Source organism: Virgibacillus carmonensis (genome assembly GCF_057836705.1).
On the sequence record NZ_JBYQFJ010000009.1, the window covers coordinates 17,638 to 32,740 of the forward strand.

General features: G+C 35.5%; 16 protein-coding genes. 6 read left to right on the top strand and 10 right to left on the bottom strand.

Translation table 11 applies throughout. The features are described 5' to 3' along the window. Nucleotides 1-169 precede the first annotated feature (169 nt). The 3 genes from AC3G7N_RS09070 (at nucleotide 170) to AC3G7N_RS09080 (ending at nucleotide 2,113) form a co-directional block, all read left to right on the top strand. Nucleotides 170-715 (top strand): DUF3267 domain-containing protein, encoded by a 546-nt coding sequence (locus tag AC3G7N_RS09070; protein WP_489421836.1) that lies wholly within the window; start codon nucleotides 170-172, stop codon nucleotides 713-715. 187 nt (nucleotides 716-902) lie between these two features. Further along, complete coding sequence (locus tag AC3G7N_RS09075; protein ID WP_489421837.1) at nucleotides 903-1,088, top strand: hypothetical protein; 186 nt, start codon at nucleotides 903-905, stop codon at nucleotides 1,086-1,088. A gap of 113 nt (nucleotides 1,089-1,201) precedes the next feature. Next, the gene (locus AC3G7N_RS09080; protein WP_489421838.1) at nucleotides 1,202-2,113 is read left to right on the top strand and encodes a peptidylprolyl isomerase; all 912 of its coding nucleotides are present in this window, start codon (nucleotides 1,202-1,204) and stop codon (nucleotides 2,111-2,113) included. 96 nt (nucleotides 2,114-2,209) lie between these two features. Here AC3G7N_RS09080 and AC3G7N_RS09085 read toward each other — a convergent pair whose 3' ends face one another. The 7 genes from AC3G7N_RS09085 to AC3G7N_RS09115 form a co-directional block, all read right to left on the bottom strand. Then, nucleotides 2,210-2,404, bottom strand: coding sequence for a sporulation YhaL family protein (locus tag AC3G7N_RS09085; protein ID WP_489421839.1), 195 nt, complete (start codon nucleotides 2,402-2,404; stop codon nucleotides 2,210-2,212). Between the two features lie 69 nt (nucleotides 2,405-2,473). Next, a complete protein-coding gene (gene yhaM, locus AC3G7N_RS09090; protein ID WP_489421840.1) occupies nucleotides 2,474-3,421 on the bottom strand; it encodes a 3'-5' exoribonuclease YhaM in 948 nt (315 codons plus the stop codon). A 27-nt stretch (nucleotides 3,422-3,448) separates the two neighbouring features. Continuing rightward, nucleotides 3,449-4,003 (bottom strand): GbsR/MarR family transcriptional regulator, encoded by a 555-nt coding sequence (locus tag AC3G7N_RS09095; RefSeq protein ID WP_489421841.1) that lies wholly within the window; start codon nucleotides 4,001-4,003, stop codon nucleotides 3,449-3,451. 64 nt (nucleotides 4,004-4,067) lie between these two features. After that, on the bottom strand, nucleotides 4,068-7,028 hold the full coding sequence (locus AC3G7N_RS09100; protein WP_489421842.1) for an ATP-binding protein: 2,961 nt from the start codon (nucleotides 7,026-7,028) through the stop codon (nucleotides 4,068-4,070). 1 nt (nucleotide 7,029) lies between these two features. Then, a complete protein-coding gene (locus tag AC3G7N_RS09105) occupies nucleotides 7,030-8,256 on the bottom strand; it encodes a metallophosphoesterase family protein (protein ID WP_489421843.1) in 1,227 nt (408 codons plus the stop codon). 144 nt (nucleotides 8,257-8,400) lie between these two features. Beyond that, entirely contained in the window at nucleotides 8,401-9,651 is a 1,251-nt protein-coding gene (locus tag AC3G7N_RS09110) for an ABC transporter permease (RefSeq protein ID WP_489421844.1), read from the bottom strand. After that, the gene (locus AC3G7N_RS09115; protein WP_489421845.1) at nucleotides 9,644-10,543 is read right to left on the bottom strand and encodes an ABC transporter ATP-binding protein; all 900 of its coding nucleotides are present in this window, start codon (nucleotides 10,541-10,543) and stop codon (nucleotides 9,644-9,646) included. The genes AC3G7N_RS09110 and AC3G7N_RS09115 overlap by 8 nt, the downstream gene beginning before the upstream one ends. 165 nt (nucleotides 10,544-10,708) lie before the next feature. Between AC3G7N_RS09115 and AC3G7N_RS09120 the strand changes: the two genes are divergently transcribed. Beyond that, nucleotides 10,709-10,894, top strand: a complete 186-nt coding sequence (locus AC3G7N_RS09120) for a YhzD family protein (RefSeq protein ID WP_089533597.1) — start codon at nucleotides 10,709-10,711, stop codon at nucleotides 10,892-10,894. Nucleotides 10,895-11,117: 223 nt separating this feature from the next. On the opposite strand, the gene AC3G7N_RS09125 is transcribed toward AC3G7N_RS09120, so the two are convergent. After that, nucleotides 11,118-11,888 carry an enoyl-CoA hydratase gene (locus AC3G7N_RS09125; RefSeq protein WP_489421846.1) on the bottom strand — a complete coding sequence of 257 codons (771 nt, stop codon included), beginning with the start codon at nucleotides 11,886-11,888 and terminating at the stop codon, nucleotides 11,118-11,120. A gap of 121 nt (nucleotides 11,889-12,009) precedes the next feature. Continuing rightward, nucleotides 12,010-12,378: a YlbF/YmcA family competence regulator gene (locus AC3G7N_RS09130; protein ID WP_489421847.1), complete on the bottom strand. Its 369-nt coding sequence runs from the start codon at nucleotides 12,376-12,378 to the stop codon at nucleotides 12,010-12,012. A gap of 215 nt (nucleotides 12,379-12,593) precedes the next feature. Between AC3G7N_RS09130 and AC3G7N_RS09135 the strand changes: the two genes are divergently transcribed. Both AC3G7N_RS09135 and AC3G7N_RS09140 read left to right on the top strand, forming a co-directional pair. After that, nucleotides 12,594-13,481, top strand: coding sequence for a PucR family transcriptional regulator (locus AC3G7N_RS09135; RefSeq protein WP_489421848.1), 888 nt, complete (start codon nucleotides 12,594-12,596; stop codon nucleotides 13,479-13,481). A gap of 157 nt (nucleotides 13,482-13,638) precedes the next feature. Next, entirely contained in the window at nucleotides 13,639-14,736 is a 1,098-nt protein-coding gene (locus tag AC3G7N_RS09140; protein WP_489421849.1) for an ABC transporter ATP-binding protein, read from the top strand. A 94-nt stretch (nucleotides 14,737-14,830) separates the two neighbouring features. Here the strand turns inward: AC3G7N_RS09140 and AC3G7N_RS09145 are convergent, their stop codons facing one another. Beyond that, nucleotides 14,831-15,034 carry an alpha/beta-type small acid-soluble spore protein gene (locus AC3G7N_RS09145; RefSeq protein ID WP_089533602.1) on the bottom strand — a complete coding sequence of 68 codons (204 nt, stop codon included), beginning with the start codon at nucleotides 15,032-15,034 and terminating at the stop codon, nucleotides 14,831-14,833. Nucleotides 15,035-15,103 lie beyond the last annotated feature (69 nt).

The window sequence follows — 15,103 nt, forward strand, 5'->3', positions numbered from 1 at the left end:
TTCACCGATAAACATTCTCTGAAGGCCGTTGTATCAACCTTTCAACACAAATAATAATTATTTAATAAAATTTATCAAAAAAACTATTGCATTTTCATTTGAAACGTACTATCATTCTTTAAGAATTGACCGACCAATACGACTAGAATTATACAAAGGAGGGTCAAAAATGAACTGCTGGAAATCCATAAATTTCACAAAAGAATTCGGTGCAAACAGATTGTGCTTTCTTTCATTTTTGATAGGGCTACTGTCATTCGTATTTCTTTTTGTACCCTTTTCTAGTGTTCATGGTACGACACACGTAAATGAGTTTGGTATAGTGCCTTTCCTCGGCCTAGTTATCTTAATGCCAACGATTCATTCATTTATGCATATTTTACCATTAATTATGATGAATAAACGAACTAAAATATATTTTAACCTAAAAAAAAGTATCATTCCTACTTGTAAGTATCATGCAAAAACATTTTTATCAAAGCCCATATCTTTAATGGTAGCATCGGCACCAACATTATTCATTACAATTCCAAGTATTTTTGCATCGCTGGTATTTGCTGATTATTATGTATATATTCTATTGTTTACAGCGATTCATATCGGAGCCTCGCTTACCGATTTTCTTTATATCCTTCATATTATAAAAGCTCCCAGACGTGCTTTTATTGAAAGTGAAGATGAAGGTTTCGCCATATTAGTAAAAGCAAAAAATTAAGCATAAATGAATCACCTGCGTATTGATTGTTCAATACGCAGGTGATTTTTATTTATTAAACTACTTTAACCCTATCCATACGTATAAAAATTTGGTAAAGTAAGAATTGTGGTGTTTTCGAAAGTTCCGTATTTTTTTCAAAAAATAAATAAGAATACATCTCCAATAGTATTTAAGGAGGTTTTTTATGGTTATATTATATGTATTTTATGCGTTGTTTGTTCTATTAATTTTTAATTCACTGACACATCAATTTTGCTTAAAAATGGAAATGAATCAAAAAAAACAATCATCTGTTTTTAGAGTTATCAATCTGATGATCATGGTCTTACTTGTATCATCCTATATTAAGGTGTTAAATGTAACTACGTAAAGATGAGTAAAAACTGTGTAAAATGAAATAAGTATATTTATTTTGATCCATACTATGGTATATTAATCATTAGTTTTTAAAGTTTAAATCATTAGATTAGGAGTGTTTAATAAATGAAAAAGCTAGCAATTGCACTAACATTATCAGCAGGAGTACTAAGTTTAACAGCTTGTAGCTCAGACGCAGAAGCAGACAAAGAGGCCGTTGTAGAAACGGAAGCAGGTAATATCACAAAAGATGAATTTTATAATGAGTTAAAAAGCAGTTTCGGTGATCAAGTACTTAGAGAGATGGTAACTGTTGAAGTACTTGAAGATAAGTATGATGTATCTAAAGAAGCAGTGGATGCGGAAGTTCAGAAACTTAAGGATCAATATGGTGAACAATTTGAAATGGCACTCCAAAAAAGTGGCTATAAAGATGAAGCTGCATTTCGTGATGTATTAAAGATTAGCTTACTTCAGGAAGCTGCCGCATCAGAGGATGTTAAAATTAAAGATGAAGAAATTAAAACACAATACGAGCGTATGAAAACAGAGATTCAAGCTTCCCATATTTTAGTCACTGATGAAAAAACCGCTAAAGAAGTAAAACAGAAGCTTGCTGATGGAGAAGATTTCGGTAAGTTGGCAGAAGAATATTCCACCGATAAAGCAAGTGGTGCTAAAGGTGGTAAATTAGGATTCTTCTCTGTTGGTACAATGGTACCCGCATTTACAGATGCTGCTTATAACTTAGAAGTTGGTGAAGTTAGTGAGCCAGTTAAGACTCAACATGGTTTCCACATTATTAAAGTGACGGACGAGCGTAAGACGGAAACAGAAATCGGTTCGTTTGAAGAAGAAAAAGAAGCTATTCGTCGTCAATTAGTTAGTGAGAAAGTTGATCCAACAAAAGCGCAAGCAAAAATTAATAAGCTATTAAAAGATGCTAAGATTGATGTAAAAATTGAGGAATATCAAGACTTATTCAAGGTAGAAGAACCTAAACAAGAAGGTACTGCTGCTAAAGAAGAATCTAAATAAAGGATAATTAAAAAGATGCAGATCCGAATTCGGATTTGCATCTTTTTTCTGTTTAGCAAAAGCGTTTTTTATCGAGACGCTTTCGCTTTTCTTTATTTATTGTGACATAGACTCTCGTTGATCTTTTGTTTCTCGTTCTTTTTCCATCCGATCAATAAAGACTCTTCCTTCACGTTCAATAAATTGTTGTTCAAGTCTACGCTCTGCCCTCATTGCTCGATAGGCCATATATCCACTTAAAAAAATAAATAAGATCATCATAATAACCCACCAAGGTACTCCAATAATCATTATATTGCCCCCTTGTCCACCTTTTCTTTAACAAGTATATGAGGACAACTTTAAAATAATGACTATCATTTATTCTTCCTCAAATAAAGGCTTATAAAATGACCTATTATCCAGTGCGAAAATTCTTTCTGTAAACTCGCCAGGCTTCACTTTATCCAACGATCGATTCAGCATATTCATTTTGGCATCAATTAAATCAATCAAGTGTAAGAGTTCAGCTTCTCGAACTAAAGGTGGTTTTGGACTGCCCCATTCTGCTTTACCATGATGGCTTAAAACTAAATGTTGTAATATGAGAACTTCTTCCCCTTCAATTTGCAACTCACGTGCGATATGGCCAATTTCTTCTACCATCATCGGAATATGCCCAAGCAATTTCCCCTCTATTGTATAGGAGGTCGTAAGCACGCCAGATAATTCTTTTAACTTACCTAAGTCATGAAGGATAACACCGGCGTATAATAAATCCTTATTTAGTTGTGGATAAAGCCTATGTAATTCTTTCGCTATTGCAATCATACTTACAATATGATGTGCCAATCCTGATACATATTCATGATGATTTTTCGTTGCAGCAGGATAGGTCAATAGTGCATCCTGATATTTCTTAATAAAGGATCGCACAATCCTTTGCATAGCTGGATTTTTCATCTCAAAAATAGCTTCAGTCAGCTTTTCCATTAACTCTTCTTTTTCCACTGGAGCCTTTTCTACAAAATCTGTTACATGTACATCATCAGTTAGCTGCGCTGGTCTTAATGATAAGATTTTAAGCTGTGATTTGCCTCTAAACTGATTGATTTCTCCCGTTAAATTAACAATTTGCTCGGCGACAAATAGTGCCTCATCCTCTTTTGTGATATCCCATAGCTTAGCATCAATTTCTCCGGTAGAATCCCTGAGAATCAAAGTCAAGAATGGCTTCCCGTTACTCGCCACACCACGATTTGCTTCTTTAATGAGTACGAATCCATCAAAAGCATCACCAATGTTTATATAACCCAATCCTTTTTTCATACCCTATTCCCCCTATGGTACAAATGATTATCGATCCTCATTTTTTGGTATAAGATCAAAAATTTCCCCAGATTCAACAACTTGGATAAACTTCATCAGCCATTTATAGTAATTTTGAGCATAGCGAAGCCGTTCGATATCATTGTTAATTCTTTCTTTTAAGTCTTCATTTCCTGTCGATTCCTGAATCTTTTGCAGTTCTTCAATCGCCTCGTCAGCTTCTTCAATATTTGTTTCTGTGTGATGGCGCCAGCGATTACCAAACAGAGAAGTAAATGATTTATACCAATCCTCTTCCGATTTATATAAATCTTTTCGTATGCCTTTTTTAAATGTTGATTCAACCATTTTCATATCTGTTAAAGAACGTACTCCTGTTGACATGCTCGTTTTACTCATTTCCAGTGCATCCCGCATATCATCTAACGTCATAGGCTCATTTTCAAAGTAAAGGACACCATACAATCGTCCAACTGAAGAAGTGATCCCATACAGATTCATATTTTTAGCAATTACTTGGATGAATTTTTCTTTTGTTTCTTCATATTGTTCCCAATTGCTTGTATCATCTAGTTCAGACAATGGATGTCCCTCCGTTTTTCATCTTATTTACAGCTTTTTCTATAAAAAATTTTATCATTAAATGTCACATTTTGCGAATGGATTCTGGCAAAACAGTAATATTACTAGTAATACTATCTTTTGTAAGTGCCCTTTTACATGTAAATAGGAGTACTTGTCTCTTTTTTGAAATACTAGCTATAAGATCTATCACGTATTCCACACGGATATCATCAAAATGTACAAATGCATCATCTATAATAAATGGCATATGATGGGTATCACTCATCACTTCACTAATTGCCAATCTTAGAGCTATATATAACTGATCTCTCGTCCCTTGTGATAATTCATTTACCGTATACCTTAGATGTTCTGCTGTTTCAACCTGAAATGGCTGGTTTTTCGTTGGTGCATAGACAGTAGTATACGTATGGTTAGTAAGAATTACAAAGTAATCCGATGTCTGATCAATTATACGAGACAAGTATTTATCACGGTAGTTATTTTTCGTTTCGACTAACATTTCCTTTGCGCTTTTCAAAATAGCCCATTTTTCTACAAGCTTATTCAATTCAGCACGTTCAATAGAAAAACGGTGCATGGTTTGGGAATGTTCATCTGAACGTTCCATGTATGCTAATTCGGCGTCAATTGTTGCTAATTGCCCACGCTTTTTCTCCAATTCTTGTTCAGCTAGTTCAAGCTTATTATGATATTCTTTTTGTTTTTCTTCTATATCCATTACTTCCATCCTAGTGTTAGAAGCAAATTGAACGATTTTATCTTCCGGATAAACCATACCAAGTTGTTTCTTTAAATCTTCTATTTTCATCTTTATTTGCTTCTTGTCTTCAAGCAATGTGTTTTTCCGATAAAATTGCTCTTCTGTTTCGACCTTAGCCACTTTCATCAGGTTCAATTGTTCGCGCTCGAAAACCTCGAGCTTTTGTTTCATCGAATTAACTTGTTCGCTTGCAGTCTTAGTCCAGGTTTCATATTGTTCGATTAGACGAAGCGTACTGTCATGTTCTTCTACTTTTTCATGAAGGAAAGCAAAACAAGTACCGATTGATTTATATCTCAATTCCCAATTCTCAGCTATAAAAAACTTCTTGATTACTTGACGATGGTTTGACTCTGCTTCCTTTACATCAGCTAACTGATGCTTATTACTCTCCCACTCAAGATTCTGCTGTATTAAAGATTTAAAGACGTGATAAAAAGAAGGCCAGTTGCTTATATCTATTGTCTCCAAAATTGGATAAAGTTTGCGCTGATTCATGACCTTTTCATCCACCAGATTTGCTTTTTGAACTACTATCTCATGACGTTCTTGTCTTTTTATCTGTTCAATTTTATTAGCTTCAAGTTTTTCGTGAATAGTTGCTACTTGCCGCATACTTTCATCATGGCTAGCAAGTAGTTGTGACGCCTCCTCTTTTTCTTCTAAAGTAACCATTACATTATCAAATTGACTAGCATTATTGGTAATTAATTGTTTCATGGTTTCCGTCGAACGCTTACCAACTATCCATTGACCAATTCCAAAACCAATACTTGCAAGCATGCCCCCATAACTCCACGTATACTCTTGGAAGTATCCTAATAGCCCAAAAAGAATTCCTATGATGACACTTCCAACAAAAAGATTCAAGGATGTTCTATGTCTTTTAGTTTTGATAGCTTCAAAATTAGCTTTCTGTTTGGTTTCATTTCCCTGGTAATGATAGTTATTGTAATCATGAATCCGATGAGAAAGCTCATCCACTTGTTTTGAAGTTAACCTGGAACCTTTAAACTTGTCTAAGCTTTTTTCTAATTCTACCTTTTGTTTATTCTGAATCGCTTCTTCATGAATTAATTTTTCTTTCTCCATTCGGAGTTGCTGACTTTCCTCATATAGTTGAATCCACAAGGTTTCAGTTTGATATGTAAGGGATAGATCATTCAGATCTACAGGTTTAAGATTCGTATCAGTAGTTAGTAATTCGTTTTTTAATCCAATTTCTTTCTCTTTTATCATATTTTCCAAGCGTTTTATTTCTTTTACATGTTCATTGTATGTGGCCTGAGTCTCTAGAAGTTGTTTTACCTCATCATACGTACTAGAATTCATCAGTGATTCCTTTAATTCTGAATGCTGTTTCTTATAGGAAGTAGCATTATTTTGTAATACCGAAAGTTCACTTTGGAGTGGTAAGACTTTTTCCTTTAAGGCTGCCCATCGTTTTATCCCGTTTTCCGGAAATGGGATGACTTTTGGATAGCTATCTAATTGATGCTCATATGTAGATAGTTTTTGTAAATTGGGAAGTGCTTGTCGCATTTTTTCACTTTCTGAAACATTCTTCTTTTCCACCCGGATCGTATGCTGAAGTTCCTCTATCTGACTACTAATATCAGCTAGATTATTCTTTTTTTCGCTATACATTTTTTCCTGACTTTTAAGTGTTTGTACTTTTTCATTTAAATCATCAAGGTAATCAAGCTGTTGATTAATGATTGGCTTTTTACCAAACGGTTTAAACAACTCACTTATTTTCGTATCAAGACGTTTCTCAACGGCATAAATATCAGTTGATCCTGTCAAACCAATCCCTAATAAGATTTCCCCAAGATCTTCCTCATTCATTGTTTTTAAAGATGTTAGATCTAGTGCATCAAATGAAAAAATCGACTGGTATGTCTGGCGGGTGACACCGTGTAAACGATTCTTCAGCCATTCTTCATCTGCTTCTTCCCCATTTGGTAATAGACATTTTGCAGCACCATTATTTACTTCATCTACACGCTCAATCGTGTATTCTCCTATTCCTTCTTCAGCTACCGTTAGCATACCACCCATTTTGCCACTTGTCTTGGAGCGGAAAAAAGCACGCTTTTTTGGCGGCAGCCCAAATAACATAAAAAGAACAAATTGTTGAAGACTTGATTTTCCTGATTCATTTTCACCATAAATAATCTGAAGCTCGTTAGGATGAAAATCTATTTGGAAATCATGCCATTTTGCAAAACCATATACTGTAGCACGTATAAACTTCATATTAACCCTCGCCCTTCAGCAATTCATCTACTAACAATTGCTTCGCCTGTTGTCGAACATCATTGGTCTTCGTAATTGGTCCCAAATACTTTCGCGCTTGTTTATGACGATACAGTTCTTCCGTATATGTATGAATAGGTGCATCCTCACTGTGACGTAGTAACTCTCCGAGGAAATGATCGCCCTTTATTAATTCGTTTTCATTGTAGGATAGATCAATCTTAACGTTATACCGAAAAATAAAATCCCATCTACTCTTCGTTGCCAATGAATCATTTAATAATTCTATCGTATCCTCAATAAAACCATCCCGTACCCATAAGCTTAATGCTGGATTTGCTCCCTTTAATTCCACGGACAACAATTGCGGTACCTTATATTTTTGTTGTTGGATCGAAGCCTGGATTACTTCCTCTAATGCATGCGGTTCTTTGCAGCGAGAGACATCCACTATCAGTGTGTTAAATTCGATTGCTTGCAGAGGGATGAAGCTTACATCAGGTTGACTCTTATTTAGGACAACATGATAACATCCTTTAGCACCTGTTTCTTTACGATTTCGACCTTGGGTGTTACCTGAGTAAATTACAGGTGGATGTTGTTTTAAAATTTCACGTTGATGGATATGCCCTAGAGCCCAGTAATCAAAGTCCTTATCCGAAAGTTCATTCAAGTAGAACGGCGCATATGTATCATGTTCCGAATTACTACTTAAACTTCCGTGAAGCATAGCGATGTGAAATGGCACTTCTCGGTTGCGGATTGTGAACTCAGCAGTTTTGTTTTGTATGATAGATTGATTTTGATAGCTAAATCCATAGATGTTAGCTAATGGTTTACCATATTTGGTGAATGTAAAATGGCTTACCTTTTCATCGTTAAAAACATGTACATTGTCGGGATATGTAACAGGGTACGTATTACCGCTCACAAAATCATGATTACCATAAGATACATAAACCTTTATCTTATGACGATTTAGTTCTTCAAAAGCTTTTTTTAGTTTAATTTGCGCCTTTAAGCTTTGACGTTCATTATCAAATAAGTCTCCTACTAATAAGATAAAATCTACTTTTTTTGAAATAGCTGTTGTAACTAGATTATCTAAAGCATCAAATGTACTTGATTGAATTTGTTTAAACATATCTTCCGGTACGCTAGCCAAACCTTGAAAAGGACTATCCAGATGTAAGTCTGCAGCATGAATAAATGATAGTTGTTCCGTCATCGTTACCTATCCCCTAACTTTATCCTGTTATTAATCTATTTTACCAAAAGATAAATACGAATGCACGTTCTATACCATGGAATTATCTATTATAAAGAAACAGTCCCCATTTATTAAACTATATGGGGACCTTTCTATGCTAATCTATTCTTTTTTAGAAAGAGCTAACGCCTTTTTGAGATCCTTTAGCGAACTAGATTTACCATACATCAATACGCCACCTTTATAAACCCGGGCACCAATTACAGCTAACAAAATAATTGATCCAACTAAAATTCCTAATGACAGTGCTACCTCCCAGAACGGTATATCCAACATTCCTACACGCAAAAACATCAACATTGGTGCAAAGAAGGGAATATACGAGCTAATTACCACAAGGCTCGAGTCGGGAGCACTCAATCCATACATCGCAATGAAAAAGGCAATCATAATGAGAAAAATCATTGGCATTATTAACTGTTGCACATCTTCTGTCCTACTTACTAGTGAACCTAGCATGGCGGCTAACGTTGCATATAGAAGATAACCTAGTATGAAGAAGAGAAGTGCATAGATAAATAGTGAAGGTGATGCGCCTTGAATACCAAAGTATTGAAAGACACCCCCACTAAGCTCATCCTGTTTTAATACTATTAGTGCATACCCAAGCCCTAAAAGTAAACCAACCTGTGTTAATCCTAGTAGCGCGATACCAATAATTTTTGCAAACATCTGTGTGACAGGCGACACACTGGAAACCAAAAGTTCCATTACACGTGATGACTTTTCAGTTGCCACATCTGTCGCAATCATATTACCGTAAGTGATTACAGATAGGTATAGAACGAACAGCATCACATAAACAATCCCACGTGCTTGATTAAGTTCCTCAGATGATTTAGCACTCTCGTCAAGTGCAACTGTATCAAACGTTACCGGGGAATAGATCTCCGTGATGGTTTCTTGATCCACACCCGCTTGCTTTGTTGCCGCTGCAACTTTCAATTGCTGTAATTGTTGTTGAATCACCATTTGTTCACTGGAATCGGCAATATTACTTGCATAATATGTCGCTTCTGGAAGTTGATTTGCATTCATTGTTAACGTAATCAGAGCGTCAAATTTTTCGTCTTCAACAGCACTTTTACCCGCTTCTTCCGACTTGTCATATGCGACAAGATTTATATCTCCATTAGCATTTTCCACACTTTTCTCTAACGGTTTGAAAAAATCATCCGATTCATCAAGTACTGCTATTTCTGTTTTTCCATCGTCCGAAAATGAATCAAATATAGCTTGATAATTTGCTAGACCGACTACAAATAAGAGCGTAATAATTGTACTAATTAAAAATGACTTCGTTTTAAATCGTGTCATATAAGTATGGGACATAACAATCCAAAATTTATTCATAGGAGTCACCTACCTTTTCAATAAAGATGTCATTTAATGTCGGTTCCTCTAGGTCAAACTTCCGGATAAATCCTTGGTCCTGTAGGCTTGCAAAAATAGACTGAGATACCTGTTCATTTTCTATTTGCAACTCGCATCCACCTGTAACCGCCTTATATTTTGTTACACCGCCAAAACTACGTAAATAGGTAAGATCCATTTCTCCATGGACTATTAGATTCTTCTTACCATAAGCACTTTTTATATCCCGCAATGATCCATGAACAATCTGCTTTCCTTTTTGCAAAATACATAAATGCTCACATAGTTCTTCCACATGATCCATTTGATGAGATGAGAAGATGATTGATGTACCACGTTCTTTTAAACCAACAACAGCTTCTTTTAACATTTCAACATTTATCGGATCAAGTCCTGAGAATGGTTCATCCATAATTAAAAGCTTTGGTTTATGTATGACAGCTGATATGAATTGAATTTTTTGCTGATTCCCTTTTGAAAGTTCTTCTACCTTTTTATCGATATACTCAGGGACCTTAAATCGTTCTAGCCATGCTTCAAGCTCCAGAATGATATCGCTTTTTTTCATGCCACGTAACTTTCCTAGGTAAACAATTTGATCTCGGACCTTTAATTTTGGATATAACCCACGTTCCTCGGGTAGATAGCCAATAAGATGACTCTTGTCATAGCTAATGGATTCGCCATTCCAGGAAATCTCTCCACCTGAAACGTCCAATAATCCTAAAATCATACGAAATGTTGTGGTTTTGCCCGCACCATTTCCACCAAGAAAGCCAAACATTTGTTTTTCCGGTATTTCTAACGAAAGATCATTAACGGCAATATCTTTGCCAAATCGTTTTGTTACATTTTTTATTACTAACGTCATTTCTTTTCTCCCCTTCCACTACTGCTTGTTACGATTTTCGTACAAAATGGTTTCAATTTTTTTGTTTAAAACGTAAGTACTTGTTTCATTTTCACCTCATGCTTTTTTTACTGTTCAAAAATGTATATACTATAGTATATAAAGATTTTACGAGGAGGAATCATTATGCGCACATACGCTTTAACTGTTTTTAAACAAACTGGGGAAAAATTGTTGGACGAGTCATTTACCGCTGAAAATGACAATGAGGCAAAAAAGGTTGGAAATGCGCGACTAGCTGAGGAAGGATATTCCGAACATACACACCGTTGTGTATCGCCTGAAGCCAAGCTAGTTTTATTCCATAGGTAAAATGACCATTTAGATAGGGAAACAAAAATAAATTATCTTTCCAACAAAGTCGGCGCTACAAATTTTGTAGCGCCGTTTTTGTTATAAAATTTGGCGATTATCTGTCTAGCTCCAGCGCCTAGACACTCGAGACATAAGCAGTTCGCTTCCGTGTGAGCAAAGCACCCACACTGCACCGCTCTGCTTATGCTTGTCGTGTCTTTCAAGGCGTCCTGTGCTTTTCTTATTCACCTATAAACGTTGGTTTACGTTTTTCAATGAAAGCACTTACCCCTTCTTGATGGTCTTTCGTTTGTCTTAATTCCCACTGGGTTTTCTTTTCTTCAGATAGGTAATGCTGTAAATTACTCTTATTATCGTTATGATACATGAGTTTTGTTTTGACCATGGATGCTAATGGCTGTAGTTTTAGGTTTTTAGCAAGCGATGTTGCATGGGTCAGTACCGGTTCATCACTAACCTGATCAACCAAATTCATAGAATAAGCTGTGGTTCCATCTACTTGTTTCATGCTCCAAATAAATTGTTTCGCACCATGTACGCCTAAACGCTCCTTCAACCAAAAATGTCCGCCTCCATCAGGGGCTAAGCCAACTCCCAGAAACAACATACCAAGTTTTGCATCATTTTGAGCAACAACGTAATCAGCAGTTAACGCAAGACTAAGACCCAGACCTGCTGCTGACCCTTTAATAGCAGAAATGACAATTTTCGGCATCAAATATAATTTCATTGTAATTTTTTCAATCGTATCCATCACTTCATGATAAAAATCATGGTTCGCCCAATCAGTCATCATGGAGACGTCCCCACCTGCACAAAAGGCCTTACCTTTTCCACTAATGATAACGATACGATCATCACTTTGTTCGACCTGTATAATAACCTCAAGCAGTTCATTCAGCATTTCTTTATTTAATGCATTGTAACGCTCTGGTCGATTCAAATAAATATATCCTATTTGATCAATACTTTCGTATAAAACAGTTTCCATTTTGAACACCACCTCTATACAAATTTCTACCTCTTTCATTAATTCTCTACTTATTATGAAAGTCCTGCTGGAGCCAAAAAAAATACAACCCGTAGTTACATCACTACAGGTTGTACATCACTTATTCAGCTGATTCTTCAGCCGATCCAGGTTCTCCGTACAGTTCTTCTAATGGTTTGGTAATAATACGACTTACATCATTAATTACCATGTTTAAACGTTGCTCTTGTTCCATTAGTTTAGAAATATCTTCATGTTGTTGAACTAACTCTACAACCTGACGAGCTTTCTCTACTTCTTCCTCGCTAATTTCTTGTCCTTGCATTTGTTTTTCTTGTAATTCCATTTGGGTATCACGGAAGTTTTCAAACATTTGCTTAGCAGCTTCATCACTCATTACTGTTTCGTATGCGCTTTGTAAACTTTTAAATTCTTCACTTTCACGAATTGATTTTTCTAAACTGTATGCACTATCATAAATATTAGACACTGTAATCCTCCTTGAATTTCATTCTAAAATAACTATACCAAACAAGATGTTTCCTGTATACCAATTCGATAATCATAACCAATAAACGAAGAACTTTTTTAGAATTGAAACTATTGTTATAATAAAGATAACGTGAAATTCATCAGTCTCGCGTATTTTGCTTTCCTTCAAACAGCGATAAACATAGACAAATGCTAAGTAAAAGAGGTCATGTTATGATAACCGAATTAAAAAAAGTGTTCCCTTCTTTAATTACATATGATTCAAATTCAGAACAATCACCTGCAGGCTACAAGTGGTATGTGACAAAAGATGACGAGATCCTGGGTATTGCTACATATGAAATCTCTACTAAAGATGAAGCCTTGTTATCTACTTTCTTGTCACCCTATACCGATGTAGAGTCTCCATTAACGATAAAGGAAAAGTTTTGGCAAGATATTCTCCATGATGAACAAACCATAACCGGAGACGAACGCGTAAGTCCTTATCGGTTTGTTCACTTTTCATTCCAACAATATAAAGTAGAACCAAACCTTTTCAAGGAAGCTATCCAAAGCATCTTTTCAAAGCCGCTTCCAATTCTATGGTTAACGAGTCACCAGGGCATATTAATTGAAGAACAAACAGAAACCTTTGAAGAACCGATCGCTTACAATGAAATTATTGATATTTTAATGAGTGACTTATATGTAAAAATCCGATTCTTTGTTGGTCCATTTATGATTACGTTGAAGGATGCAAAACAATTTTATGCAAGGCTTGTAGAAGGTGCAACTACAGTTTTCAACTATACAGATAAACAAGTCATTTCATATGAGGAAGCTATACCATATTTATTTGCAGATCAGGTAAATGCTTCTTTTCGTGACGATACGAAACATTTATTATTACATGAAGTGCTGAATGATACGGAACTCATTCATACGATTGAAACCTTTTTCGCATGTAATTTAAATATAACTGTTACTGCTAAAAAATTGTACATGCATCGCAATAGTTTACAATATCGAATTGATAAGTTTATTGATAAGACTGGGATAGATATTCGTCAGTTCCATCAAGCAGCAACCGTTTACCTTGCTTTGATTTCAAAAAAATAAATGGAAGTGACTGCACATATTAGCACGTACTGGAGCCGGATAATTCCAAATTACAAAAACATGCACAAAGAATCAATTTTTCTTTGTGCATGTTTTACGTATACATCGCTACGGGAATTTTATAAGCTTAATGTAATTATTAATTGGGGGTTTTGACATGGCAGAATTACGTTTAGAACATATTCAAAAGTCTTACGATAAAAAAGTGATAGCGGTAGATGATTTCAACTTACATATTCATGACAAAGAATTTATTGTATTTGTTGGACCATCTGGGTGTGGAAAATCCACTACTTTACGCATGATTGCAGGGTTAGAGGAAATCTCAAATGGTGAATTATTAATTGATGATAAAAAGATGAACGACGTGGCTCCAAAAGACCGTGATATAGCAATGGTATTCCAGAACTATGCATTATATCCACATATGAACGTATACGATAATATGGCATTTGGGTTAAAGCTTCGTAAATTCAAAAAAGACGAGATTGATAAACGCGTACAAAATGCTGCCAAAATTTTAGGTCTTGAATCTTATTTAGATCGTAAACCAAAGGCATTATCCGGTGGCCAACGTCAACGTGTCGCATTAGGGCGTGCTATTGTACGTGATGCTAAAGTATTCCTTATGGATGAACCTTTATCTAACCTTGATGCCAAATTACGTGTTCAAATGCGTGCTGAAATCCAAAAGCTACATAAACGCTTACAAACAACTACCATTTATGTAACGCATGATCAAACAGAGGCTATGACAATGGCAACCAGACTTGTTGTTATGAAGGACGGTATCATTCAACAGGTCGGTGCACCAAAAGAAGTTTACGATAAACCTGAAAATATATTTGTCGGTGGATTTATTGGTTCTCCATCCATGAACTTCTTAAACGGAACGTTAAAAGATGGTTACTTCGCTATAGATGATATTAAAATCAAAGTTCCAGAAGGTAAAATGAAAACGCTTCGTGAACAAAATTTTGTTGATAAAGAGATTATTCTTGGAATACGTCCGGAAGACATTCACGATGAGCCATTATTCATTGAATCTACAAAAGATACAAAAATTACTGCTACAATTGATGTTGCTGAACTAATGGGAGCAGAAACATACCTTTATTCTAAAGTTAACGAGCAAGATTTTATTGCACGGATTGATTCACGTTCAGACATAGATGGTGGTGAACAATTAGATGTTGCTTTTGACATGAACAAAGCACATTTTTTCAATCCGGAAGACGAACAACGTATACGCTAATAACTATGTTTGTGCATATAGTAAGAGGGACGTCATTACGACGTCCCTCTTTTATCTGGTTTAGCTAAGGGGATACCTAAGCTTTTTGCCATGATTATTTAGGTTGTTGTCCGTTAAGTTGTTGTTGAGCAGTTTGAACTAGACGCTTTGTGATTTCACCACCTACAGAACCGTTAGCACGTGAAGCAGTGTCTGCACCTAAGTTAACACCAAATTCTTGAGCAATTTCATACTTCATTTGATCAAGAGCTTGTTGTACGCCAGGTACTACTAATTGATTTGAATTGTTACTTGCCATGTTATATCACCTCCTGTAATTATATTGTGTACATTCATTTAAAATTTATCACTGATAATTGTTGGAAAT

What these genes read in the sequence shown, in the direction of transcription:
- AC3G7N_RS09145 (WP_089533602.1), bottom strand. Translation starts at nt 15,034, where the DNA reads ATGGCAAGTAACAATTCAAATCAATTAGTAGTACCTGGCGTACAACAA.
- AC3G7N_RS09125 (WP_489421846.1), bottom strand. Translation starts at nt 11,888, where the DNA reads ATGGAAACTGTTTTATACGAAAGTATTGATCAAATAGGATATATTTAT.
- AC3G7N_RS09080 (WP_489421838.1), top strand. Translation starts at nt 1,202, where the DNA reads ATGAAAAAGCTAGCAATTGCACTAACATTATCAGCAGGAGTACTAAGT.
- AC3G7N_RS09135 (WP_489421848.1), top strand. Translation starts at nt 12,594, where the DNA reads ATGATAACCGAATTAAAAAAAGTGTTCCCTTCTTTAATTACATATGAT.
- AC3G7N_RS09140 (WP_489421849.1), top strand. Translation starts at nt 13,639, where the DNA reads ATGGCAGAATTACGTTTAGAACATATTCAAAAGTCTTACGATAAAAAA.
- AC3G7N_RS09070 (WP_489421836.1), top strand. Translation starts at nt 170, where the DNA reads ATGAACTGCTGGAAATCCATAAATTTCACAAAAGAATTCGGTGCAAAC.
- AC3G7N_RS09100 (WP_489421842.1), bottom strand. Translation starts at nt 7,028, where the DNA reads ATGAAGTTTATACGTGCTACAGTATATGGTTTTGCAAAATGGCATGAT.
- AC3G7N_RS09105 (WP_489421843.1), bottom strand. Translation starts at nt 8,256, where the DNA reads ATGACGGAACAACTATCATTTATTCATGCTGCAGACTTACATCTGGAT.
- AC3G7N_RS09075 (WP_489421837.1), top strand. Translation starts at nt 903, where the DNA reads ATGGTTATATTATATGTATTTTATGCGTTGTTTGTTCTATTAATTTTT.
- AC3G7N_RS09110 (WP_489421844.1), bottom strand. Translation starts at nt 9,651, where the DNA reads ATGAATAAATTTTGGATTGTTATGTCCCATACTTATATGACACGATTT.
- AC3G7N_RS09085 (WP_489421839.1), bottom strand. Translation starts at nt 2,404, where the DNA reads ATGATTATTGGAGTACCTTGGTGGGTTATTATGATGATCTTATTTATT.
- yhaM (WP_489421840.1), bottom strand. Translation starts at nt 3,421, where the DNA reads ATGAAAAAAGGATTGGGTTATATAAACATTGGTGATGCTTTTGATGGA.
- AC3G7N_RS09120 (WP_089533597.1), top strand. Translation starts at nt 10,709, where the DNA reads ATGCGCACATACGCTTTAACTGTTTTTAAACAAACTGGGGAAAAATTG.
- AC3G7N_RS09115 (WP_489421845.1), bottom strand. Translation starts at nt 10,543, where the DNA reads ATGACGTTAGTAATAAAAAATGTAACAAAACGATTTGGCAAAGATATT.